Annotated in this window: 23 protein-coding genes; 20 read left to right on the forward strand and 3 right to left on the reverse strand. The window is 37.7% G+C overall.

Annotated features, from left to right (window positions below; genetic code table 11):
- The first annotated feature begins 107 nt into the window (after nucleotides 1-107).
- On the forward strand, nucleotides 108-965 hold the full coding sequence (locus JOD07_RS10105; protein ID WP_158741355.1) for a MurR/RpiR family transcriptional regulator: 858 nt from the start codon (nucleotides 108-110) through the stop codon (nucleotides 963-965).
- A gap of 111 nt (nucleotides 966-1,076) precedes the next feature.
- Here the strand turns inward: JOD07_RS10105 and JOD07_RS10110 are convergent, their stop codons facing one another.
- The gene (locus JOD07_RS10110; RefSeq protein ID WP_204613847.1) at nucleotides 1,077-1,718 is read right to left on the reverse strand and encodes a GDSL-type esterase/lipase family protein; all 642 of its coding nucleotides are present in this window, start codon (nucleotides 1,716-1,718) and stop codon (nucleotides 1,077-1,079) included.
- Nucleotides 1,719-1,909: 191 nt separating this feature from the next.
- Between JOD07_RS10110 and JOD07_RS10115 the strand changes: the two genes are divergently transcribed.
- The 11 genes from JOD07_RS10115 to JOD07_RS10165 all read left to right on the forward strand — a co-directional run bounded on the left by JOD07_RS10115 (nucleotide 1,910) and on the right by JOD07_RS10165 (nucleotide 13,924).
- Nucleotides 1,910-2,725, forward strand: a complete 816-nt coding sequence (locus tag JOD07_RS10115) for an alpha/beta hydrolase (RefSeq protein WP_204613849.1) — start codon at nucleotides 1,910-1,912, stop codon at nucleotides 2,723-2,725.
- Between the two features lie 167 nt (nucleotides 2,726-2,892).
- On the forward strand, nucleotides 2,893-3,810 hold the full coding sequence (locus tag JOD07_RS10120) for a dihydrodipicolinate synthase family protein (protein WP_204613851.1): 918 nt from the start codon (nucleotides 2,893-2,895) through the stop codon (nucleotides 3,808-3,810).
- Between the two features lie 103 nt (nucleotides 3,811-3,913).
- Nucleotides 3,914-4,597: an N-acetylmannosamine-6-phosphate 2-epimerase gene (locus JOD07_RS10125; RefSeq protein ID WP_204613874.1), complete on the forward strand. Its 684-nt coding sequence runs from the start codon at nucleotides 3,914-3,916 to the stop codon at nucleotides 4,595-4,597.
- A gap of 308 nt (nucleotides 4,598-4,905) precedes the next feature.
- Nucleotides 4,906-5,802, forward strand: a complete 897-nt coding sequence (locus JOD07_RS10130; RefSeq protein ID WP_158741395.1) for an ROK family protein — start codon at nucleotides 4,906-4,908, stop codon at nucleotides 5,800-5,802.
- A 240-nt stretch (nucleotides 5,803-6,042) separates the two neighbouring features.
- The gene (locus tag JOD07_RS10135) at nucleotides 6,043-7,734 is read left to right on the forward strand and encodes an ABC transporter substrate-binding protein (RefSeq protein ID WP_204613853.1); all 1,692 of its coding nucleotides are present in this window, start codon (nucleotides 6,043-6,045) and stop codon (nucleotides 7,732-7,734) included.
- Nucleotides 7,735-7,855: 121 nt separating this feature from the next.
- On the forward strand, nucleotides 7,856-8,818 hold the full coding sequence (locus tag JOD07_RS10140; RefSeq protein ID WP_158741349.1) for an ABC transporter permease: 963 nt from the start codon (nucleotides 7,856-7,858) through the stop codon (nucleotides 8,816-8,818).
- Nucleotides 8,819-8,841: 23 nt separating this feature from the next.
- Complete coding sequence (locus JOD07_RS10145; protein WP_204613876.1) at nucleotides 8,842-9,762, forward strand: ABC transporter permease; 921 nt, start codon at nucleotides 8,842-8,844, stop codon at nucleotides 9,760-9,762.
- 11 nt (nucleotides 9,763-9,773) lie between these two features.
- Nucleotides 9,774-10,790, forward strand: coding sequence for an ABC transporter ATP-binding protein (locus JOD07_RS10150; RefSeq protein ID WP_158741348.1), 1,017 nt, complete (start codon nucleotides 9,774-9,776; stop codon nucleotides 10,788-10,790).
- Nucleotides 10,780-11,814 carry an ABC transporter ATP-binding protein gene (locus JOD07_RS10155; protein WP_158741347.1) on the forward strand — a complete coding sequence of 345 codons (1,035 nt, stop codon included), beginning with the start codon at nucleotides 10,780-10,782 and terminating at the stop codon, nucleotides 11,812-11,814. Before JOD07_RS10150 ends, JOD07_RS10155 begins: the two co-directional genes overlap by 11 nt.
- Entirely contained in the window at nucleotides 11,792-13,438 is a 1,647-nt protein-coding gene (locus JOD07_RS10160; protein ID WP_204613860.1) for an FAD-binding protein, read from the forward strand. The genes JOD07_RS10155 and JOD07_RS10160 overlap by 23 nt, the downstream gene beginning before the upstream one ends.
- A 33-nt stretch (nucleotides 13,439-13,471) precedes the next feature.
- The gene (locus tag JOD07_RS10165; RefSeq protein ID WP_158741345.1) at nucleotides 13,472-13,924 is read left to right on the forward strand and encodes a NanQ anomerase/TabA/YiaL family protein; all 453 of its coding nucleotides are present in this window, start codon (nucleotides 13,472-13,474) and stop codon (nucleotides 13,922-13,924) included.
- Between the two features lie 167 nt (nucleotides 13,925-14,091).
- Here the strand turns inward: JOD07_RS10165 and JOD07_RS10170 are convergent, their stop codons facing one another.
- Together JOD07_RS10170 and JOD07_RS10175 are read right to left on the reverse strand one after the other, a co-directional pair.
- On the reverse strand, nucleotides 14,092-14,784 hold the full coding sequence (locus JOD07_RS10170) for an LrgB family protein (protein ID WP_158741344.1): 693 nt from the start codon (nucleotides 14,782-14,784) through the stop codon (nucleotides 14,092-14,094).
- A 4-nt stretch (nucleotides 14,785-14,788) separates the two neighbouring features.
- Entirely contained in the window at nucleotides 14,789-15,139 is a 351-nt protein-coding gene (locus tag JOD07_RS10175; protein ID WP_158741343.1) for a CidA/LrgA family protein, read from the reverse strand.
- Between the two features lie 389 nt (nucleotides 15,140-15,528).
- Between JOD07_RS10175 and JOD07_RS10180 the strand changes: the two genes are divergently transcribed.
- The 8 genes from JOD07_RS10180 (at nucleotide 15,529) to JOD07_RS10215 (ending at nucleotide 23,299) form a co-directional block, all read left to right on the forward strand.
- Nucleotides 15,529-16,200, forward strand: a complete 672-nt coding sequence (locus JOD07_RS10180) for a DUF5680 domain-containing protein (protein ID WP_158741342.1) — start codon at nucleotides 15,529-15,531, stop codon at nucleotides 16,198-16,200.
- 301 nt (nucleotides 16,201-16,501) lie between these two features.
- Complete coding sequence (locus JOD07_RS10185; RefSeq protein ID WP_158741341.1) at nucleotides 16,502-17,179, forward strand: polyphosphate polymerase domain-containing protein; 678 nt, start codon at nucleotides 16,502-16,504, stop codon at nucleotides 17,177-17,179.
- A 16-nt stretch (nucleotides 17,180-17,195) separates the two neighbouring features.
- Nucleotides 17,196-17,867 carry a DUF4956 domain-containing protein gene (locus JOD07_RS10190; protein ID WP_158741340.1) on the forward strand — a complete coding sequence of 224 codons (672 nt, stop codon included), beginning with the start codon at nucleotides 17,196-17,198 and terminating at the stop codon, nucleotides 17,865-17,867.
- Between the two features lie 25 nt (nucleotides 17,868-17,892).
- Entirely contained in the window at nucleotides 17,893-19,698 is a 1,806-nt protein-coding gene (locus tag JOD07_RS10195) for a CotH kinase family protein (protein WP_158741339.1), read from the forward strand.
- A gap of 148 nt (nucleotides 19,699-19,846) precedes the next feature.
- A complete protein-coding gene (locus JOD07_RS10200) occupies nucleotides 19,847-20,530 on the forward strand; it encodes a response regulator transcription factor (protein ID WP_158741338.1) in 684 nt (227 codons plus the stop codon).
- Nucleotides 20,523-21,818: a sensor histidine kinase gene (locus tag JOD07_RS10205; protein ID WP_158741337.1), complete on the forward strand. Its 1,296-nt coding sequence runs from the start codon at nucleotides 20,523-20,525 to the stop codon at nucleotides 21,816-21,818. Before JOD07_RS10200 ends, JOD07_RS10205 begins: the two co-directional genes overlap by 8 nt.
- A 16-nt stretch (nucleotides 21,819-21,834) precedes the next feature.
- Nucleotides 21,835-22,956 carry a radical SAM protein gene (locus tag JOD07_RS10210; RefSeq protein WP_158741336.1) on the forward strand — a complete coding sequence of 374 codons (1,122 nt, stop codon included), beginning with the start codon at nucleotides 21,835-21,837 and terminating at the stop codon, nucleotides 22,954-22,956.
- A 109-nt stretch (nucleotides 22,957-23,065) separates the two neighbouring features.
- Complete coding sequence (locus JOD07_RS10215) at nucleotides 23,066-23,299, forward strand: hypothetical protein (RefSeq protein ID WP_204613862.1); 234 nt, start codon at nucleotides 23,066-23,068, stop codon at nucleotides 23,297-23,299.
- Nucleotides 23,300-23,384 lie beyond the last annotated feature (85 nt).

Here is a 23,384-nt window from a genome sequence, read left to right on the forward strand (position 1 = left end):
ATTTTTTCTTCTTTTATTGAAAATTTTTTTCAATAATGTTATATTATTAGAAAGAAATTGCTAACGAAACGTGCTATACAATATTGTGAACGAATGAGGGGGACTTTATGAAAAGAGACTTTATAACTAATATCAAATCTTCTTATAATCAATTTACTAAGGCGGAAAAAAAGGTGGCAGATTTCATTCTGACAAATCCGAAAGAAGTGCTTTTTATGTCTATTACGGATTTAGCAGAGGCATGTGAGGTTGGAGATACCACTGTGTTCAGGTTTTGTAAGACAATGGATTTAAAGGGTTATCAAGAATTTAAAATGGTGCTTTCTTTAAGTCTTAATGATGGCCAGGAGGAAATGAACACATATACAGGAAATAATATTTCGATCAATGATTCTTTTGCAGAAGTGGCAAAAAAAGTATTGAATACAAATATTAATGCGTTGACAGAGACATATTCCTTAATTAAGGAAGAAGACGTCGACAAGGCGATTAATATGCTTCATGAAGCCAGAATGATTTACTTTTTTGGTGTAGGGGCAAGTATGCTGACGGCTATGAAAGCTATGAATAAGTTCTTACGTATAGAGAATAAAGTGTTTTGCATTCAGGACAGCCATATGCAATCCATGATGGCAGCTACAATGACCAGTGATGATGTGGCTGTATTGTTTTCTTATTCTGGTGCAACGAAGGATACCATTCATGTTGCACAACTTGCGAAAAAAGCAGGTGCAAAAACCATTTGCATTACCAGGTTTATTAAATCCCCCCTCAGTTCTTATGCGGATCTTACTCTTCTTTCAGGAGCCAATGAGGGACCACTTCAGGGGGGATCTACTTCAGCAGAAATCAGCCAGTTGTTTTTAATTGACCTTCTATATACAGAGTATTACAGACGTTATTTTGAGCATTGCAGTGCAAATAATGAAAAGACCAGTGCATCCGTCCTGGAAAAACTGTGTTAATCTGAATGTGTTTGTATTAATGAATTAGGAATAATGAAAAGCAAATGAAAAGCGAGCAGGTTATATTGTTTTTAACCTGCTCGCTTTTTGCTATCGAGCATTTTTATGAGATTAAATTATAGTAGGTATGAGTTGAGCGAGGGCTGTAGCCAAGGCTTCATGCCCTTCTTCATCCAGATGCATGTAATCAATTTTGTTGTATTGCTTTACTACTGTATTGGCGTCAAAATAATGAACACCCATCATTTCTGCAATTTTTGGATATTCTTCCCTCAGTTGATCTGATTTTTCTGCACATCCTTTTCCCATAGTAGCGTATACTGCAGTATTTTCATATTCTTTTTCGATACTTTTAGGAGTGACTACCAGGATATTCGGTTTTTTATTAGCCCAACAGTCCGTAGTTGCGATGGCTTTTGCAATCAGACGTTTTAAACCAAGGGCTATGCAGACAGCGGATACCCCGAAACGTTCTTTCGTGTCATTGGTACCGAGCATAATGATTAGTAAATCCACTGGGGCATGGCTCATCAGACAAGGGTAGATATAGGACAATCCTGATAATCCTTCATGAATAGGATCTTCAAAGCATGTGGTGCGTCCAGGCAGACCTTCTTCGAGGATAAGATAGTCCGGACCCAGTTTCTTGCTTAACAGGCATGTCCAGCGTTCATCTTCACTGAAGCGGCCGTTATCACTTGCCCGGTAACCGTAAGTGTTGGAATCCCCAAAACATACAATATGTTTTTTCATCGCATATCTCTCCTATCTTGGTTTATATATTATATATAGTATATGTAGTTACCGATCTGTTGTAATCATAGCATTCCAAACGTAGAAATGCAACAGAAAGTAAAAATTTCTTTCGAAAATATAGCTGTAATTGAAAATAAGTTTCACGCGTGATATGATAGAAAAAGAAAAAATCAGAAGGGGCCATGATTATGGAAGAAAAAATTAAAATCAATGTGCAAGGGCAGATGACTGGAGAAGCAGAATTGATTGCTTATGGTGGTGACTCAAAAGTCCGGGGAAAAAAACAGGGAGCTGTAATTGTATGCCCGGGAGGTGGTTATTGGCAGGTTGTATCAAAAGAAGGAGAACCAGTGGCCAGGCAGTTTGTGGCTATGGGATACAAAGCCTTCGTATTAAAATACAGTGTACTTCCCAATGGTTTTCCTGTTTCTCTTCTGGAACTTGCCAAAGCGGTTGCGATCGTAAGAGAAAAAGCCGATGATTGGGGAATAGATCCTGATAAGATTGTGGTATGCGGCTTTTCAGCAGGAGGACCTTTAGCCTGCAGTTTAGGAGTATTTTGGAATCGAGAATTTGTATGGGGAGCAATAGGTGTAAGTAGTAAAGAAATCATCAGACCGAATGGCATGATTTTGGGGTATCCGGTGATTACCTCTGGGGAATATGCTCATAATAAATTTGTAGAGAGATTATTTCAGTATCGGGGTGGAGCAAAAGTTGAGGATAAAAAATTGGTATCTTTAGAGAATCAGGTGGGAAGCCATACGCCAAAGGCATTTATATGGCAGACTTGTACGGATCAGGATGTTCCTGTCGAGAATAGTCTTTTACTGGCGAAAGCAATGCGGGAGTATGGTTTAAATGTAGAGTTGCATATTTTTCCCGATGGACCCCATGGACTTTCTCTGGCTACATCTGAAACTTCCGAAGGAAAAATAGAATTTGAGAATGCCCATTGCAGCATGTGGACAGAGCTGGTAGGACATTGGTTAAATAAGCTATAAAAATATGAAAAAAATTTCTTTTTAATATATTGACTAGAAAATATATTTTTACTATAATTATAATTAAGATATTACTCTGTTTGTCAATCATGCAGGGGAATATAAAATTAGAAATACTGTTTAGTGAAAGTAAATTCGCTTGGGCGGAGAAGGGTAGGTAATGAAGAATGAGAGATCTTGCAAAGTATCAGGGAATTATTCCTGCGTTTTATGCGTGCTATGATGAAAATGGAAAAGTAAGTAGAGAACGTACAAAAGCGCTGGCTCTTCACCTGCTTAAAAAGGGTGTAAAAGGCGTGTATGTTGGTGGTTCTTCAGGAGAATGTATTTACCAGGGAGTACAGGAAAGAAAAGAGATTTTAGAAGCTGTGATGGAGGTAGCTAAGGGAAAGATGACTGTGATTGCCCATGTGGCATGTAACAATACAGCTGACAGCTGTGAACTTGCTGCTCATGCAGAAAGCTTAGGTGTTGATGCCATTGCCTCAATTCCGCCTATCTATTTCCGCTTACCTGACCATGCGATTGCGCAGTATTGGAATGACATTTCAGCCGCTGCTCCAAATACAGATTTTATTATTTACAATATTCCACAGTTGGCAGGCGTAGCGCTTACATTGCCTTTATTTAAAGAAATGCTTAAGAATCCAAGAGTCGTTGGAGTAAAGAATAGCTCCATGCCTGTGCAGGATATTCAGATATTTAAGATGGCGGGCGGGGAGGATCATGTTGTATTTAACGGACCGGATGAACAACTGATTAGCGGACTTGCTATGGGTGCCGATGGAGGTATTGGGGGAACCTATGGGGTTATGCCCGAACTCTATATCAAAATGTTTGATTTATGTAAAGCCGGAGATTATACAACAGCAAGAAACATTCAAAACGATGTGGATAAAATCATTTATGCAATGTGTGAATGTAAAGGCAATTTATACGCTGTTATGAAAGAAATTATCAAGCTTCGAGAAGGCCTGGATATAGGCAGTGTAAGAAAACCTTTGGCAGCTTTAGTACCTGAAGATGCCCCCCAGGTGAATAAATGCAAAGTTATGATTGATGAAGCTATTGCTAAGTATTGCTAAGTAGATGTCCCATTTATTTGTCGGCCAGACTCAGAATTGATTTTTGATTATGGGCTAATCATCGGAGAGAAGAGGAGAAAATACAGTGACTAATCAAGAGATAATGGATCAAATAAGGGGTAAATTGATTGTTTCGTGTCAGGCTTTAAAGCATGAGCCTTTATACAGTTCCTATATTATGGGACGAATGGCATATGCGGCGATGCTTGGAGGAGCTGCTGGAATCAGAGCAAATACAGTGGAAGATATTATTGAAATCAAGAAAAATGTCAATCTTCCTGTTATAGGAATTATAAAGCAGGTATATGATGGATATGATGTGTTCATCACACCTACCATGAAGGAAGTGGATTCTTTGGTTGCCTGTGGATGTGAAATTATTGCAATAGATGCAACCAGAAGACCAAGACCGGACGGATTAACATTAGATGAGTTTTTTAATGAAGTAAAGAAGAAATATCCGAATCAATTATTCATGGCAGATTGCTCAGATTTTGATGAAGGTATGCATGCAGCTGAACTAGGGTTTGACTTTATAGGAACAACCTTAAGTGGCTATACGGAATACACCATGGGAAGAGAGCTTCCGGATGTGACTTTAATTAAAAGGCTTGCAGAGGAATGTGATAAACCTGTCATCGCAGAGGGCGGTATATGGTATCCAGAGGATTTGGAAAAAGTTTTACTTGCCGGAGCATATGCAGCAGTAATTGGAACCGCAATTACCAGACCAATGGATATAACCAAACATTTTGTAAAAGCTATAGAGAAATATTATGTAAAATAAGTTCCAAGCATGACAATCAATTGATGACAGCTTCTGAGTTTTTAGGTACTGATTTAACAGTATCCCAATATTCCGGAAGTCTTGCACAAAACATTACAGCAACGAATGTTAAGTGCAAAAAAGGATAGAAGGCTACCGTATAGAATTGGGAGATCCAATATATACGGTAGCTTTTTTGTATGTACAAGTATTGGAAAGAAACTGTGATGGAGTAAACTAAATTTGCTTCTTTAGGTTATTGCAGGATCAACGGGAAAAATCTAAGGGATAGAGGTGGATGTATGCAAAGCAAAACACAGCCTGAAGGTATGAAAATTGTCGTGCTGGATATCGGAGGAACATCAATAAAATCCGGGATATTCCATAACGGTTTTCTTACTGAATTAAAAGAAACGGATACGAATGCATCCAAGGGCGGCGAATTTGTAATGTATAGTGCTAAGGAGATTATAAGAAGTTATGGAGAATTTGATGGAATAGGTATTAGTACAGCAGGACAAGTAGATTTTGAAAAAGGAATGATTCGCTATGCCAATAAAAACATTCCAGGTTATACAGGGATGAAGATTAGAGATATATTGGAAAGTGAATTTCATGTACCAGTAGTGGTAGAAAATGACGTGAATGCAGCAGCAATTGGTGAAGCATACTGCGGTGCCGGAAAGGGGTACCAGGATTTTCTCTGTCTTACTTATGGAACCGGTGTGGGCGGAGCTATAGTAATAAACAATGAAATTTATAGAGGAAGCACATTTTCAGCAGGTGAAATGGGGGCAATGATTATCCATCCTGAGGACAGAAATGCTGCAGAAGATATGTACAGTGGGTGTTATGAAAAATATGCCTCCACTACTGCTTTGGTTCGGAAGGTAATGGGGGTTGATTCATCTCTTTGTAATGGCAGAAAAATATTTGCTGCTCTTGACAGAAAAGAGGTTAGAGAGGCAGTTGATGAGTGGATCAAGGAAATTGCCTTTGGGCTAGTCTCACTCATCCATATTATGAATCCTTCTTGTGTTATTCTTGGGGGAGGTGTTATGGAGCAGGAGTATATTTTAGAAAAAGTAAAAGAAAATGTAATGGACAATATCATGGAAAGTTATAGGCATGTAGTCATTCATAAGACAACGCTGGGAAACAAAGCAGGAATGTATGGGGCTGCTGCTCTTTTTATGAAGTTGTGCATCAATAAAGCTAGATATTAACAATAGTAAAAATAATTAAGGATATCCAAAAATATTTTAAATATTATTACCAACATATCTGTTATAATAGAGAAATATTACGGAAGAATGTCGAAAAAAGTAAAAGAAAAAATAATTTTTTAATAAGAAATTAACAAAAATAATTTTCTTTATTATAATAGAGTCATAATCATAAATGCACAGCTGAGTAACAAAAGTAATTCACGATGTTGTCGCATTAAACAATGGGAGGATATGCGTATGAAATTTAAAAAGATCCTATCAATGGGGTTGGCACTAGCTTTGGCTGTATCTGTAACTGCCTGTGGTTCAGGAAATTCTAAGTCAGAAACTAGTAACACTGAAACACCTGCAGCGGAAGTTGCAGATACTGGGAATGCTTCAGATCCGAATGTTCTTTACAGCAACGGTGGTCCTACAGAATTTTTTGAAACGCCTTGGTTAAATCCTGGAACTTATATGTATAATAAGGTCCTCTACAGTCGATTGATATTTGCGGATGAAAATCTTACACCGATCAGCGGAGAAGGGGATTTAGCACAGTTCTATGAAATGAGTGAAGACGGAAAGACATTAACTTTTGTTTTAAGAGATGGGATCACATGGCATGATGGTGAACCAATTACTGCGGAAGAAATTCAATGGAATATTGAATATGCATTAAAGACAACGGTATTAAATTCTGTATTTCGTTCTACTTTTGAAGCAATTGAAGGAGCAAAAGCTTATCTTGACGGAAGTGCAGAACACATTAGCGGAATTGCTGTGGATGGAAATAAAATTACCCTTACTTTCGCAACAGTAGCTCCGGATGCATTGCTTACTTTTACACAGTTTGCACCACTTCCACAAAAATATTTAAAAGATACAGATCCGATCACTTTACAGCAGGCAAGTTTCTTCCAAAGTCCAGTTGGTTCTGGTCCATTTATGATTGATGAAGTTCAAATGAATAACTATACAATCTTAAAGCCTTTTGAAAATTACTATGGTGGAAAAGCTGAGTTTTCAATTCATCTGAATCCAAGTGCAGGGGACAGCGATCCTAACCTTGTAACCAATGCTAAAGCAGGAAAATTAGATTATGCTTACACTAAAAACATTGCTGATGTCAGAGCTTTAGAAGGTGCTCAGGGAATTAATATTGAAACCGTTAATGTACGTTATACACGTCTTTTCTACATGAATAAATTCAATAAAAAAGATGGATCAGCTTCACCGCTGGCAGATCAGAGAGTACGTCAGGCAATTGCCTACGCCCTTGATATGGACAGCATCCTCCAGGGTGTTTTTGATGGCGCGGCTCTGCCGGCAAACAGCTTAACTCCAGATGGTGCCGACAAAGTGGATGGATTGAATGATTATAAGTATGATCCTGAAAAAGCAAAACAACTTTTAAAAGAAGCAAATTGGAATCCTAATACAGAACTGGATGTTGTTTATTACTACACAGATCAGGGCACTCAAGACTTAATGGCAATTATTCAGCAGTATCTGGCTGAAGTAGGTATTAAGATGAACGCTCGTTTAGTTGAAGGAGATCTCGCGACAATTTTATGGAAAGCACCTGAAGATCCGGTTAATGGACCTAGCGCAGTTGATTGGGATATGTGTTATGCTGCAAATGCGGCTTTGTCCTTACATGAATACTATGACAGATATGCAACAGGATATTCGATTAACTCCCATACACCAAGTGATCCGACACTGGATGCGTTGATTGCAGCAACAAACTCATCCGTTGATGCTGAGGCACAAAAGCAGGCATTCTTCAAGTTACAAAAATATGAAAATGAAACCTTGTTTGCATTACCATTGTATTATCAACCAATCTTCCTGATTGTTAGCGATAAAATAGAATCAGGCTTAGATGCGATTGGTAATCCACAGTTCAACTACAAATGGAATATTCAAAATTGGAAATTAAAATAATGTAGTTTGATTTGCTGTACAAAGAATATATCTTACGCCGGAAAACTCAGAAAACACGCAAATATAGTGCTCATAGCTTGAGTTTTCCGGCGTTTATATTAGGTTCAATAGAGGTGAAAAGATGATTAAGTATACTATTAAAAAAATACTGGGTATGATCCCAATGTTATTGATCATTACATTTATAATCTACTGGCTTTTGGATATGACACCGGGAGATCCTATTTCTTATTTGATGGATCCTGAAGCCTTGGCGAGACTTAGTGAAGAACAGATTGCTGCGTTACGCATGCAATATGGTTTGGATGCACCTTTTATTGTTCGTTATTTTAAATGGCTGGGACGTATTCTTCAGGGAGATTTCGGATATAGTTCTTCCAGTGGTGTTCCAGTTATTAAGATTATGGCAGAACGTCTTCCGGCAACCCTTGAGCTGGCTGTAGCGGCTCTACTGATTTCTACAGTTTTAGGAAGTTTCTTAGGGGTTTTGGGTGCAATTAAAAAAGGAAGTATCAGTGACAATGTGCTTACAGTAGCTGGAATGATCGGCGTTTCCATTCCACAGTTTTTCTTTGGGGTATGTGCGATTTTAATTTTTGCATTGAAACTTCAATGGCTTCCGGTTGGAGGCAGGACGGACCCGTCGGTGGTTCATTTTATTGACCGTATTAAATATTTGATTCTACCTGCATCTGTACTTGGAATATCGATGACAGCAGGTGTGATGCGTTATGCCAGAAGCAGTATGTTGGATACAATGAATAAGGATTATATAAAAACTGCCAGAAGTAAGGGACTTCCTGAATGGCGTGTTAACCTTATTCACGGGTTTAGAGTATCACTAACTCCGGTTATTGTTTTGATTGGATTTCGTCTTCCATCCCTTATTGCCGGTTCAGTTGTAATTGAGACAGTATTCCAGTGGCCTGGAATTGGCAGTGCATTTAATTCAGCAGTGCGTTCTCAGAATTATAATCTGGTTATGATGCTGGCATTACTGTTTGTATTCATGACACTGTTTGCAAGTACTTTGGTAGATATTCTTACTGCGGCACTTGATCCACGTGTTAAGTTGAACGGTTGAGGAGGAAAGGAATAATGTTTTCAATGTCAAAAAATGAGCGATTACATCGCAAGTTTGATAAAATACGCCAGATGGAGGAATCTGGGCAATTAAGAAATAAAAAGCAGGGGAATCGTACACTCCGTAAACTACTAAACAATCGTTTAGCTGTATTTGGCGGCGTTATTTTCCTTATTATTGTATTGGCATGTATCTTTGCACCTCTTTTGACAGATTATTCACCAAAGATGGTAGACATGAAGGCGATTTTAAAAGCACCATCGATGGAGCATTTATTTGGAACAGATAAAATTGGAAGAGATATTTTTTCCAGAGTCTTATATGGTGGAAGAATGTCCATTGCGATTGGTTTTGGCAGTGCTTTGGGATGTGCTGCAATAGGTGTATTATTGGGGTGTTATAGTGCATACCGTGGTGGATTCTTTGACAGCCTCATGGTTCGTATTTCAGAAATCTTTATGTCTATTCCCCAATTAATCCTGGTGTTGATGCTGGTGTCTATTTTGGGGCAAAGTGCAAAAAATATCGTAATTATTTTTATTATATGCGGTTGGGGTTCCAGTTTCCGTATGGCGCGATCAAAGGTATTATCCATTCGTGAAGAGGAATATGTTCAGTCTTTAAAAGTATTTGGGCTTAATCCATTTATTATATGTTACAAACATATTCTTCCTAATGCGCTTGGTCCTATTATTGTAAATTTAACATTAAGTACCGCTATGTTCATTCTTGAAGAGGCTGCGTTAAGCTTTCTTGGCTTAGGGGTTTCGCTGGAAGTTCCCACATGGGGAAATATTTTAAATGCGGCACAGGATATTTATACGCTGCAGAACAACTGGTGGATGTGGCTACCTACAGGTATTGTGGTTTCCCTTTTTGTTATGAGCATTAACTTTATTGGCGATGGTATCAGGGATACTACAGATCCAACGATGCAAGGTTAGGAGGACAGAAAATGAGTGATAATGTTGTAATTTCCGTTAGAAATTTAAAAACTTATTTTTATACAAATGAGAGATGCAATAAAGCACTTAATGGCGTATCCATGGATATCAAAAGTGGGAAAACCTTATGTATCGTTGGTGAATCTGGTTGCGGTAAGAGTGTAACTGCAACATCAATCATGCAACTACTTCCAAAACTTTCCCGAATTGAAGAAGGAGAAATTATTTATCACAGTGGCGATGAACGAGGGGATATTCCTATTCATAAGCTGGATCGAAACAGCAAAGAAATGAGAGAACTTCGTGGAAAAGATATTGCCATGATTTTTCAGGATCCAATGACTGCACTTAATCCTGTATACACCATTGGATGGCAAATTACTGAAATGATGCAGGCTCACGAGAAAATATCAAAGAAAGATGCGAGACACTCTATATTGCAATTATTAAAGGATATGGGTATTCCTGTTCCCCATAAGAGAATAGATCAATATCCTCATGAATTTTCCGGAGGAATGAGACAAAGAGCTATGATTGCCATGGCAATGAGCTGCAAACCTAAAGTATTGATTGCAGACGAACCTACTACTGCATTAGACGTTACCATTCAGGCACAAATATTTGAATTAATGAATCATCTAAAGAAAAATTATAATACAGCAATTATGCTGATTACCCACGATATGGGCGTGGTAAGTGAGTTGGCTGATGACGTGGCTGTAATGTATATGGGGAATATTATTGAAAGTGGAACAGCAGAAGAAGTATTAGAACATCCATCCCATCCATATACACAAGGGTTACTAAAGTCTATCCCGGTTCTGGGAAAAGGATCAAATCAAGATATTCAGCCAATCAAAGGTTCAACGCCAGATCCATACAACAGACCTAGTGGATGTCAGTTTGCCCCAAGATGTGAGTTTGCGACGGAAGGCTGCACAAAGGCAATGCCGGATGAAGTTATGCTGGATGGTACGCATATGGTACGCTGCAGAAGATATCAGGAGGTAAGTAAGGATGACAAATAAAGAAAAGCAACCCTTATTGACAATAAAAGGCTTACAGACATTTTTCCCTGTAAAAGGCGGAACTTTTGGCAAAACCACAAGTTATGTACAGGCGGTAAACAATATTGATTTGACCGTGTACAAAGGCGAGACTTTAGGATTGGTTGGAGAGTCCGGATGTGGTAAGACCACCTTGGGAAAGACTATTCTGCAGTTGTACAAGCCTACAGCTGGTGAAATGATCTATGAATTTGAGGATGGGCCAAGGAATCTGGCGACACTTAATAAAAAAGAGATGGATTTGGCAAGACAAAAGATTCAGATCGTCTTTCAGGATCCACAGTCCTCTTTAAATCCTTCTTTTACCATTTATCAGTCCCTTTCAGATCCTTTAAAGAAATTCGGCGTGAAAACAAAGGAAGAACGTCAGAAAATCATTGGAGACCTTTTAGAAGCTGTAAACATGAGACGGGAATACATGCATCGTTATCCTCATGAATTTTCCGGCGGACAGCGCCAAAGAATAGGGATTGCCAGAGCCCTTTGTGTAAATCCCGAATTAGTGATTTGCGATGAAGCTGTAAGTGCATTGGACGTATCCATTCAGGCACAGGTGTTAAACTTGTTAAAGAAATTAAAAGAAGAAAGAAACCTGACCTATATCTTTATTACCCATGACTTAAGTGTGGTAGAGTATATCAGTGACCGAATAGCTGTTATGTATTTGGGACGTATTGTAGAATTATCCGATGCGGATGAACTCTATAAGCATACCATTCATCCCTATACTCAGGCTCTTTTATCCGCAATTCCTGTGGCAGACAGAAAACAGAAAAGGGAAAGGATTGTATTAAAAGGGGATGTTCCCTCTCCTATGAATCCACCAAGTGGCTGTCATTTTCATGGACGCTGTTCGCAATGTCAGGAAATTTGCAAGACAAAGGTTCCAGAACTTAAACGTTATGAGATTGATGGTAAAGAGCATTATGTTGCTTGTCATTTTGCCGAGGAGATTATAAAAAATGTTACCAAAAAAGACATTTAAGACTGATGTGGTTGTAATGGGGGCCGGACTGGCAGGTATTACTGCTGCCATATGGGCAACAAAAAAAGGTGCCAAAGTAATGATCCTTAGCAGCAGTATCATAGGGTCTGGTTCCAGCTTTTACCCTGGAACATGGGGATTGGGCTTAATTGGTCCTGAGAATAAAGAAGATGAAAAGAATTTGTTAGACACTATTTTACAGGTGGGAGAGGGGATGGCAGATCCCAAGTTAGCATTCGTTTTAGTTCAAGGGATTGATGATGCCATTTATGATTTAAAAGCTTTGGGTATTCCTTTAAAAGAAGCTGTTCAAAAAAATGAAAAAGAATTTATTCCATGTTTTGACCATAAGAAGAGGAACTGGCACGGGATTGTTAAAGAAAGTGCCCGAAGAATCCTACAGCAGGAATTAAATCGATTAGGCGTCAAAGAATTTACTCAAACCACTGTAACGGATATTATTATTAATGATGGAAGGGTATCTGGAGTCACTGCCATCCAAAGGCAGAAGGAAGCAGATACCCTTTTAACCATAGGTTGCACCAGCGTTATTATAGCCAGCGGAGGGTTAGGAGGATTATTTAAGTATCGGCTTAATACCTCTGATGTAAAAGGTATGGGCCAATATCTTGCTTTTAAGGCCGGAGCCTCTTTAATGAATCTGGAATTTATGCAGATCATGCCGGGTTTTATTGATCCGGCACCTAAAACCATATTCAATGAAAAAGTGTTTCGCTACAGTGAATTTCATCATGCTGTGACTGGAAAATCTATTTTTGAAGATTGGAGTAAAGAGAAACTGGATGAACGGTTGGAGATTCGTTCTACCCATGGACCTTTTACCTGTCGTTTAGGATGTGAAGGGGTGGATATTCGTTTATATAGGGAATTTCTTAAAGGAGAATCAAATGTCCGACTATCCTATAAGGAAGAGTTGAAGGAAAACCAGCCGGAGTTTGTTAAGATATATTTTGAATGGCTTAAAAAAGAAAAGAACTTAACAATGGATGACCCAGTGTATTTAGGGATCTTTGCTCATGCTTCCAATGGTGGTATCTATATTGATGCTTATGGGAGAACAGGGGTAGAGGGCTTGTTTGCCTGTGGAGAAGCTACCGGTGGCATGCATGGAGCGGACCGCATAGGTGGATTGTCAACGGCTAATGCCCTGGTATTTGGCAAAATTGCAGGATGCAGTGCAGCTGAGTATAGTAAGGGGCATCAGCCTGTTATACCGAATGAAAATGGAACATTGACCTGTGTTCCTGGAGCCGATAAGTTGATCGAGAAAATACGTATGTTGAATTTTGAAACTGCCATGGTTGCCAGAGAAGAAAAACTGACTCTTCATGCTCTAGAGCAAATAAGTGAAATAAAGAATAAAGCAGAGAAAAGTCGTTTTGCATTACAGCAAAATGAAATAACCGGGAAACATTATGTGAAAACACGGGAACTGGAAGCAGCCATTACTTTATCGGAGGCTATGCTTCAAGGGATTCTTTTACGAAAAGAAAGCAGGGGATCCCATTATAGAGTGGATTACCCCATAAAAAATCATAATATGGCAAAACCTATTATAAGTACCCTAAAAGAAGGGAAAATCATTCAAACATTTTTGAAATAGTGGTTTCTGCTTAAGGCAGAGAAAGGAGAAAAAATGATTTATTCAAAGATGAAATATATCGAGACTTATCGAGGCATTCATCCAAATTTGGATAAGGCTATTGATTTCTTATTGGAAACGGATTTAAAGACTCTTTCATTGGGACGCAATGAAGTAGATGGCGATAAGGTATTTATCAACCGTTTTAATTATCAAACAATACCGATAGAGGAGGGGGCTTTTGAAGCTCATGAGAAATATTTAGATATTCATTTGTTGATATCAGGGAAAGAACGCATTGCTATCAGCGATATGAGTTGCATGACAATTAAATCTAAAGATACAATAAAAGATGGTATTGACTGTGAAGGACCCATCGATCAATTGATCTTTATGGAGCCAGGAGACGTATTGATTGCATTTCCCCATGATGCCCATATGGTAAAGCTTGAGTCATCTGGCATTTGCGAAGTAGAAAAAGTAGTAGTCAAGGTACTTTGGAAGTAGTTTTTATAAGAGGTAAAATGTTTTTAACCCAATAAGGTATATAAGTAAAGAGAACCCCTACGGCTAGTTGAATTGAATCGTAGGGGTTCTCTTCATGTAACATAGGAAGTAATTTATGATTGAAATGCTATAAAAGATCAAGTAAATAATAAATCAGATCCTTATCATTAAAGGAAATTTGCAAAAATAGAAGCACCTATAACGGTGATTAATCCGGTTACTGCTATGGAGAGACTACTCATTGCACCTTCGATTTCTCCCAGCTCCATTGCTTTAGCTGTACCTATGGCGTGGGAAGCTGAACCGATGGCGATTCCTTTTGCAATGGAGTCTTTTATACGAAAAATTTTAAATACTGTTTCGGCGATGACATTTCCTAAGATACCGGTTATGATAATAACTGCAACGGTGATGGTTACCATTCCGCCTAATTCTTCTGAGATCCCCATACCGATGGCAGTTGTAACGGATTTGGGGAGCAATGTTACATATTCTTTATGGTCAAGGCCAAAAAGAAGAGATAAAAAGAGTACGCAAGAAAGGCTGGTGATGACACCGGATAGAATACCCACCATAATGGCTTTTAGGTTCTTTTTCAGCAACTCCAGTTGTTCATACAAGGGTATGGCCAGACATACCGTTGCAGGGGTAAGAAGATAGCTTAAATACTTTGCTCCTGCGTAATAGCTTTCATAATCAACATTTAGAAGGAAAAGAAGGAGCATCACTGCTCCAACAGAAATGAGCAGAGGATTAAATAAGGCAAATTTAAACTTCTTTTTTAATACAACACCAAGTTCATAACAAGCAATACTAATCAGGACACCAAAATATGTTGAGTTATATAACAATTCTTTCATGTTCTCACCTATTATTTTTATGAATTACAAACTGTGTTACTCGTCCAACAACACCCATTACCATAATTGTAGAAACGACTGTAATGACGACAACAGGAAAGAAAAAGGCGCTTAATTCATTCCATGAGGTAAGCAGTCCAACCGCTGCTGGAATGAACAGCATTGGCATGATATGAATAAGAAAGCTGCCAGTTTCCCGAACAGAGTCCAGTGAAATGATCTTAAATTTTAAGGCAGCGAGCATGAGTACAAGTCCATAGATACTGGCAGGTACCGGCAGGGGAATCAGGTATTTTAATACTTCCCCGAGAAAAGTAAAGACCAGTATAATTCCAAATTGCATCATATATTTCATGCGAAAGCTCCATTCTACCGTCTTGAGATTTGAAAGAGTTTATATTAAGGGATTGGTTAACTAATTCATTTTTATATAATCGTTTCATAACTCATTCATCATACCATTAGATGCTTTAAATTTCAATGACGGAAAATATTTTTTTGTAATAATTCATATCAAAAATTAAATTTTTTATGGATAACGAAATTGGCTTTGAGGGCATGCAAGTATATACCTAAAGCCTTTTGATTAGATGAATATCAATCAGGCATTTAGATTGAGAAATAAAGAAGTAAGTATTATAGAGAATTTATGATAAATTGTATAACTTAAGTAGAGTAATTGCAATCACCGATTTATTTCCAAAAATTATTTGATGAGTTACTATATAGGTGAGGTGATACAATATGATTTTTTCTGAAAAACTACAATTGTTAAGGAAAAATAAAGGCTATACACAAGAAGAACTTGCCCAGAGACTCAATGTATCTAGGCAGGCAGTGGCAAAATGGGAAGCTGGTCATGTCTATCCGGATATCATGAATTTGATTCAAATCAGTAACTTGATGAATGTGACAGTTGATTATCTTGTAAAAGATCAGGAGTGTTCAGTAAAACCCATTTCCACAGAATTTAACGACATCGATGAAATAATTGATTTCAGACTTGAAGCAAACATGAATACATATGCTGCATTTATGAATGAAACGGACTCTACAAGACTGGATTCTCATGATTTCAGATATGCTCGAGATCCTTTTGTATACCATGACACATATGTTGGAGCGGAACAGTTTGCTGGACAAGAAGCGATTTGGAAAAATGGCAAATCGGTATATGCGATGAATTATATTGGCAGAGTGCTCGGTGAGAAGTTTAGTGGAAATTTCCATAAAGAAGCACTTAGAAAGGCTGATCATCAAATGCCCTATAGAGGCCCTGAATATTATCAATCGGGTGAATATGTTTACAAATCAAAAGTATCCGGAGATTTTTCGTGGTTTCAGGGATATGAGGAAATATATTGGATGAACGAAAAAGTATATGAGTGTTATTTTCATGGTGGATTAATGTATTAACTTTCAAAGCCATTAACATTGCGTTACATTTAATCGATATTGATAATGAATTTGAGCCTTAATAATAATCTTAGAGGGCATTACAGAAAATGTTGCTTTCAGAACCTTTGACATACTTATGGAAAGTATATCAAAGGTTTATTTTTGTAAAAGATTTCGTTTAATTTCTAGAATCTTGCTGGTATAAATATATTATATTATTTAGATATAATAATTCAGATAAAGTTCAGATAATCAACAAATACACTTCAGTTTACTGATATAGAATAAGGTCATTCAAAAGAAAAGGAGTGACAAAAAGATGAAAAAACCCAGAGGCAGACATGAGCTTAAGCATTATATAAACTATGCTGACATATTAGAGCTTAGATCAAGACTTCCATATGTGGCAAGTCTCGATCAAAACTCGGAAGGGGAAAAAGGCTATCGGGTAAAAAGCCTCTACTTTGACAACTACAATGATCAAGCGTTGAAGGAAAAAATTGATGGGGTTAACGAGCGAGAAAAGTTTCGCATACGGCTTTATAACGATGACACATCCTTTATCCGGCTTGAAAAAAAGAGTAAAATAAGTGGTATTTGTTTTAAGGAGAGTGCGCTTATAACGGCTGAGGAGTGCGAACGCTTGCTGGACGGTGATTTCGTTGTTCTGAAAGAAAATGGTAGCCCTTTGTGTATGGAGTTATATGCCAAAATGCATTATCAGCAGCTGCGCCCCAAAAATATCGTAGATTATCAACGGGAGGCTTTTGTTTACCCTATGGGGAATGTACGGGTTACCTTGGATTATGACATTCGTACAAGCAACAATGTAAAAGACTTCTTAAAGCCTGAACCTGTTCCCATACCAATTCCGGGAGTTTATATTCTCGAAGTGAAATATGATGACTATTTACCAGAAATTATTCGTGGTGCAGTATCTCTTTCCAACAGGAGAAGTACTTCATTTTCTAAATATGCAGTAACAAGAATTGTATAATTGGGAGGTATGTAAGATGACATTTAATGATATTTTTAAGTCCAGTTTCTTAGAAAAGGCAGTAGAATTTTCAGTTTCAGATGTAGTCATTGCAATGTTAATAAGTTTTGCAATTGGATTATTTATTTTCTATGTGTATAAAAAGACATTTGCCGGTGTAATGTATTCTTCATCCTTTGGCGTTTCCATTATGGCTATGACTTTGATTACAACTCTGATCATTCTTGCAGTAACGTCCAATATTGTATTGTCCCTGGGTATGGTAGGTGCGCTGTCCATTGTTCGTTTCAGAACTGCTGTTAAAGAACCTTTGGATATTGCGTTTTTGTTCTGGGCAATTTCAGCAGGAATTGTTGTAGGTGCAGGGTTGATTCCTATGGCAGTGATTGGATCCGTTTTCATTGGTATCATTCTTATGGTATTTGTGAACAAGAAAAGCACCGATACTCCATATATTGTAGTACTTAATCTTGTCAGTGATGAAGCTGAAAATGCGGCAATGATATTGATAAAAGAAAAAACTAAAAAGAGCTTAGTAAAAGCAAAAACAGTGAATAAAAACGGTATCGAACTTACGATTGAAGTAAGACTTTTGGATATGTCTGCAAAGCTTCTTAATGAATTACTAAATATCAATGGTGTGATCAATGCTTGTCTTGTAAGTTACAATGGTGATTATACCGCTTAAGCAGATTAAGATTCGAGGTGAAAGCATGATACAAAGTAGAAAAATCAATATAATTGTTGCGATAGCCGTGGTTTTCGCCTTGATTACAAGTATTTTACTAGTGGCAATAGGAAATATGTATAATAAAAACGGCGGTATAAAAACCGAGCCGGAATACGCAACTAAAATTTTTGGATCAGATATTATTTCGATAGAGATTATTGCAGAAGAAGATGATTGGCAGGAAATGCTGGTCAATGCCATGAGCGAACAATATATTATGGTCGATGTGGTTGTGAATGGATCAAAATTTGAAAATGTAGGTATTCGTCCCAAAGGAAATTCCAGTTTAACTCAGGTAGCTGGTTCCGACAGTGACAGGTATAGTTTTCGTATCCAATTTGATGAATACATCAAAGGTCAGACCTGTTTTGGATTAGATAGTCTTGTAATCAATAATATGATTGGCGACAATACTTACATGAAAGAATACGTCTCTTATGATTTAATGAAAGAAATAGGTGTAGCTGCACCATACTTTGGGTTTGCGGATATTAAAGTGAATGGCAACGCCTGGGGCTTATATCTTGCTGTAGAAACTTATGGTGACAGCTATGAAGAAAGAACTTTCGGTACAACCATTGGCATGATGTACAATGTAAAAAGCATGGAGATGGGCGGAGGCGATCAAGGTGGGCAGCCACAGCTAAACCTGGGAGCCAAGACAACTTCTTCTGCTACCACAGAAGCTCATGTGCAAAACGAGAACAGATTGATGGAACGACCAAATGGTGTTAGGCCTTTGAATAGAGGTCCTATGGGCCGCAGAGGAAGCAATGGCGGCAGTCTGGAATATGCAACGGATGATGTTTCCTCATACAGCGCAATCTTTAGCAATGTTGTAGGTAAAGGTACCGAAAATGATTTTAAGCGTGTAATTAAGGCATTAAAGGCATTGTCTGAAGGGAAAGATTTGGAGACTTATTTTGAGGTAGACAAAATCCTAAGGTATCTTGCAGCTCATACCACCGTGGTCAATCTTGACAGTTATTCATCCAGTATGGCACAAAATTATTACCTTTATGAAAACAATGGTAAGGTTACAGTTTTGCCGTGGGACTATAACCTGGCATGGGGAGGATTTCAAAGTGGAAATGCTTCTTCTGTAATTAATTTCCCAATAGACACCCCTGTAAGTGGTGTGGAAATGAGTTCGCGCCCTTTGATCAACCAGTTGCTTACTAATCCGGAGTATCGGGAAAAATATCATACTTATCTGCAGGAATTAATGACTAACTATTTTGCAGACGGAAAATGGGAAGCAAAGATTGAACAGCTGGATGCGCTTATTTCTGATTATGTTCAAAACGATCAGACAGCTTTTTGCACTTTTGAAGAATACAAAACAGCTGTTGAAACATTTAAAACTCTTGGTAATTTGCGCTATCAAAGCATACAAGGGCAGCTTAATGGTAGCATCCCGTCTACAACCGAGGAGCAAAGTGCAAATCCCGAAAAACTTATTTCAGCTGGAGACTTGCGACTTTCTTCGCTGGGCAGTATGATGGGTGGCGGTCCCGGTGAAAGAAGAGTACGCTCAAATAGTAAAAGCAATTCCACAGAAAGTGAAGTATTTAATCCTATGCAGGTGGGAAATATGCCTGATCCTGAAATCATGACTCAGGTAATGCAGATTATGGAGGAAGCAGGTGGAACGCAATTGCCTTTACCTTTTAGAGATCAAAGATCGCAAGATATAAATACTACTCAAAGCTTACTGATTTATTTAGGTCTATTTGCATTTCTTTTGCTTTCGACATTCCTGGTAGCAAAAAAGAAAAGAACTTATTAAAAGTGTTTTTAAAGGCTTAAATTCAGCTAGTTTGCATCTTAACTTTGATTACGGTAAAATATTTACACAGTTTTCTATAATTGATCTGTGGCAGTTTCGTATTTGCTACGCCTGCCACAGACAATTATTTTTAAACAGGAGGGTTGTCATGGCAAAAATACTGATTTGTGATGATGAAGAAGGGTTAAGAGCAGTTATAAAACGATATGCTTTGTTTGAAGGGCATGAAGTTTTCGAAGCCTGCAATGGAATGGAAGCAGTGGAGTTATGCAAAAAACAAACTTTTGATATTATTATAATGGATGTAATGATGCCGGAGCTTGATGGTTTTTCAGCGGTGAAGGAAATCCGCAAAACCTCAGATACTCCGGTTATTATGCTTTCTGCCCGCGGTGAGGAATATGATAAGATTTTAGGTTTTGAAGTGGGTGTGGATGACTATGTGGTAAAACCTTTTTCTTCAAAAGAGATTATGCTTAGAGTCAATGCTATATTAAGACGTGTAAAAATATCCCAGATTCCAAAAGAACAGGATGGTCATATCATTTTTGAAAAAGATGGTTTTTTGGCAGATTTGACTGCCTATAAAGTCTTTATTGACGGAGAGCAGGTAGATATGGCTCCAAAAGAATATGATCTCTTGTTTTTTTTGATCCGTAACAAAAATATTGCTGTACCAAGGGAAAAGATCCTTACCGAGGTGTGGGGCCATGATTATTTCGGTGATGATCGAACCCTTGATACTCATATGAAATTGCTTCGAAAGCATTTGGGACAATACGCAGGATTTATAACGACCATAAGAGGATTGGGGTATCGTTTTGATGGATAAATTAAAACTGAAATGGAAAGTTTTTATTTTTCTGCTGACATTTTGCGGATTTTTACTTTTTATTCTTTGGCTGTTTCAAATGGTTTTTTTAAATGATATGTATAAAATGATCAGACGGCATGAGCTTCATAAAGCAATGGCGCTAGTTGAAGAAAATATCAACAGTCCTGATCTGGATGAAATTCTGATTCGTCTAAATGCTGAAAAAAGTATTATGGTAGTGGCTACAAGAGAATTTGTCAAACCAACGAATCCAACGCCCGATGGTCCCAGAGGAATCCGTCCGGAAACCATTACAGAGACTAAAGAATTTACTTTGTCAAACGGAGAGCAGATTTCTCTTACTTTCCATGCGATGATTACACCCGTAAATGCAACGGTATCAACTTTACAGATGCAATTATATATTATTACTGCTATAATGATTTTGGCCTCTGTTGCCATTGCTCTTGTACTGTCAGATGTTATAGCAAAACCTCTTGTACATCTGAATGAAAGTGCTAAGAAATTGTCCAAAGGAAATTATAATGCAGATTTTAATGGAAGGGGATATTTAGAAGTAAAAGAACTTTCCGATAGCCTGAATGCTGCAGCAATTGAGCTTTCAAAGGTGGATGAACTGCGTAGAGAACTTATTGCAAATATTTCACATGACCTAAGGACACCTCTTGCTTTAATTTACAGTTATGCAGAAATGATGCAGGATTTTCCGGATGAGATCACTACGACACAATTACAGACTATTATGTCGGAGACCAAGAGGCTTACTTCTCTGGTTAATGATTTACTTGATGTGTCTAAATTGGAAACGGGTACGATGGAACTTCACATACGGGAATATAATCTCACTGAAAGTGTTGAGCAGACAGTGGAAAGGTTTTCTGAACTTTTAAGAAATGATGGTTATACTATTGAATTTGAACATTCAGAAGATGTGTATGTATTAGCAGATGAAGCCAAAATCACCCAGGCTTTATACAATCTGCTTACAAATGCTGTCAATTACAGCAGAGAGGACAAGTACATAATTGTAAAACAACTTAATTTGCAAAATAATGTGAGAATCGAAGTTCATGATCATGGAGATGGAATTGCTCCGGAAGATATTCCATATATTTGGGACAGATATTATAAAGTGGATAAAAAACACAAACGGGCAATCACAGGAACAGGCCTCGGACTTTCCATTGTTAAAAAGATTTTTGAACTTCATGGAGCAGAATACGGAGTGGAATCGGAATTCGGAAAAGGTTCTGTCTTCTGGTTTCGATTGGAATTAAGAGGATGAATTAGAGGAGGGACTTATGAAAATTTCAAAGAATGATGCACTGATATGGTTTGACTTTCTTTCACAACTGGATGAGGATGAAATCACGACGAAACATCAAGAGATTATTTATGCTACCTTTGCACAAATAGAGGCTGCAATTGATCATCGAAATGATCAGTTAATGTCCCAAATTAAGAATTTAAAAACTTTAGAAAACAGAACTTATTTTGTAGGCAATGAAAGCAAATTCCCGGGAGGATGTCGTTCTTGTCTTCTGGGTACGGGCTTAAGTGCCATCAGAAAAACGAATAAATGTAATATAGAGTGTAAGTTTTGCTACAATTATGGAGAATTAGACGATATTCCCCCTATTGGCGAAGACATGTGGGAGATCGGGGGAACCAAATTCTATGAAAAAGATATTGATTTGCTCCTTTCCATATACCAAAAGCCCACTGGCATTGCCTACGTTTATTTAGAGCCTTTCATGGAAATTGAAAAATACTATTCGGTAATTAAGAGGTTTAGCGATGCAGGCATTCACCAGCATTTATATACCAATGGTACTTTAGCTACAGAAGAGAACCTGAAAGCGTTGGGGGAAGCCGGTCTTAATGAAATTCGTTTCAATTTAGGCGCAACGAATTGCTCGGACAAAGTAATTGAAAACATGGGAACAGCGAAAGAATATATTAAAAGCGTGGGCATCGAAACCCCAATGACTCCTGAGTTTTTTAAAAGATTTTTTGAGAAAAAGCAAGCCATCCTGGACACAAAGCTGGATTTTATCAATTGCGCAGAATTGCATTTAAATGAAAACAATATTAATAATTACTATGGAGAAAATATGTATATATCCCGCCATGGTTATATCTCTCCCATATGGAGCAGGGAATTGACTTTGAAATTCATGAAAATTGCTGATGAGGAAAATTGGGATTTGGCAGTTCATGATTGCTCAAACTACACAAAGTTTGCCAGAGGTTTGAATTTAAGCAGTAAATCAGGTATGTGGTTTGGAGCCAGCAATTATGCCTGCGAGTTTTCAACAATTCCATACGAAATCTTTTTACCTATTTTAAGTGATGAGAGTTTCGAATTTTTAATGGAAGAAGAATTGCCGGATGAATATAAGCCGGAATTGATGGACTACTAAAAGAGATGATGATCCTATCACCTACCGATGTCAGTAATAAGGAACAAATTTTTGAATATCAATCTAAAATTATATAAAAGTTGTTTTTGCAATATGATATAATTTTTGTGTGGGAGGTGACCTTATTGAAAGTATTAAAAAAACGCTTTTAATTCTTTTTAGTGCTTGTTGTTTATGTACATCTGTATTTGCTCAAACTAAAATGAATGCTTCCCAACCTATAAAAGATACTGTCTTTAGGGTTTATGGCAATTGGGATGCGTGTGAAGACTTTATAGAAGAAAATAATATTATTTATCCTTTGAAGTGTGCTTCCCTTGTTGAAGACAAAGGTATCTCTTAATCCCCCTAACCCATTTGGACAATCACACACTAGTTTAGTAAAATAATACTAACAGGAGGTTGTCAAAAATGAGGTCAAAGCAAAA

Origin of the sequence: Defluviitalea raffinosedens, assembly GCF_016908775.1 — a bacterium.
Taxonomy (GTDB): domain Bacteria; phylum Bacillota; class Clostridia; order Lachnospirales; family Defluviitaleaceae; genus Defluviitalea; species Defluviitalea raffinosedens.

Bases quoted from the DNA above. Each gene is read 5' to 3' on its own strand.
- JOD07_RS10105 (WP_158741355.1), top strand. From the start codon at position 108: ATGAAAAGAGACTTTATAACTAATATCAAATCTTCTTATAATCAATTT.
- JOD07_RS10110 (WP_204613847.1), bottom strand. From the start codon at position 1,718: ATGAAAAAACATATTGTATGTTTTGGGGATTCCAACACTTACGGTTAC.
- JOD07_RS10115 (WP_204613849.1), top strand. From the start codon at position 1,910: ATGGAAGAAAAAATTAAAATCAATGTGCAAGGGCAGATGACTGGAGAA.
- JOD07_RS10120 (WP_204613851.1), top strand. From the start codon at position 2,893: ATGAGAGATCTTGCAAAGTATCAGGGAATTATTCCTGCGTTTTATGCG.
- JOD07_RS10125 (WP_204613874.1), top strand. From the start codon at position 3,914: ATGGATCAAATAAGGGGTAAATTGATTGTTTCGTGTCAGGCTTTAAAG.
- JOD07_RS10130 (WP_158741395.1), top strand. From the start codon at position 4,906: ATGAAAATTGTCGTGCTGGATATCGGAGGAACATCAATAAAATCCGGG.
- JOD07_RS10135 (WP_204613853.1), top strand. From the start codon at position 6,043: ATGAAATTTAAAAAGATCCTATCAATGGGGTTGGCACTAGCTTTGGCT.
- JOD07_RS10140 (WP_158741349.1), top strand. From the start codon at position 7,856: ATGATTAAGTATACTATTAAAAAAATACTGGGTATGATCCCAATGTTA.
- JOD07_RS10145 (WP_204613876.1), top strand. From the start codon at position 8,842: ATGTCAAAAAATGAGCGATTACATCGCAAGTTTGATAAAATACGCCAG.
- JOD07_RS10150 (WP_158741348.1), top strand. From the start codon at position 9,774: ATGAGTGATAATGTTGTAATTTCCGTTAGAAATTTAAAAACTTATTTT.
- JOD07_RS10155 (WP_158741347.1), top strand. From the start codon at position 10,780: ATGACAAATAAAGAAAAGCAACCCTTATTGACAATAAAAGGCTTACAG.
- JOD07_RS10160 (WP_204613860.1), top strand. From the start codon at position 11,792: ATGTTACCAAAAAAGACATTTAAGACTGATGTGGTTGTAATGGGGGCC.
- JOD07_RS10165 (WP_158741345.1), top strand. From the start codon at position 13,472: ATGATTTATTCAAAGATGAAATATATCGAGACTTATCGAGGCATTCAT.
- JOD07_RS10170 (WP_158741344.1), bottom strand. From the start codon at position 14,784: ATGAAAGAATTGTTATATAACTCAACATATTTTGGTGTCCTGATTAGT.
- JOD07_RS10175 (WP_158741343.1), bottom strand. From the start codon at position 15,139: ATGAAATATATGATGCAATTTGGAATTATACTGGTCTTTACTTTTCTC.
- JOD07_RS10180 (WP_158741342.1), top strand. From the start codon at position 15,529: ATGATTTTTTCTGAAAAACTACAATTGTTAAGGAAAAATAAAGGCTAT.
- JOD07_RS10185 (WP_158741341.1), top strand. From the start codon at position 16,502: ATGAAAAAACCCAGAGGCAGACATGAGCTTAAGCATTATATAAACTAT.
- JOD07_RS10190 (WP_158741340.1), top strand. From the start codon at position 17,196: ATGACATTTAATGATATTTTTAAGTCCAGTTTCTTAGAAAAGGCAGTA.
- JOD07_RS10195 (WP_158741339.1), top strand. From the start codon at position 17,893: ATGATACAAAGTAGAAAAATCAATATAATTGTTGCGATAGCCGTGGTT.
- JOD07_RS10200 (WP_158741338.1), top strand. From the start codon at position 19,847: ATGGCAAAAATACTGATTTGTGATGATGAAGAAGGGTTAAGAGCAGTT.
- JOD07_RS10205 (WP_158741337.1), top strand. From the start codon at position 20,523: ATGGATAAATTAAAACTGAAATGGAAAGTTTTTATTTTTCTGCTGACA.
- JOD07_RS10210 (WP_158741336.1), top strand. From the start codon at position 21,835: ATGAAAATTTCAAAGAATGATGCACTGATATGGTTTGACTTTCTTTCA.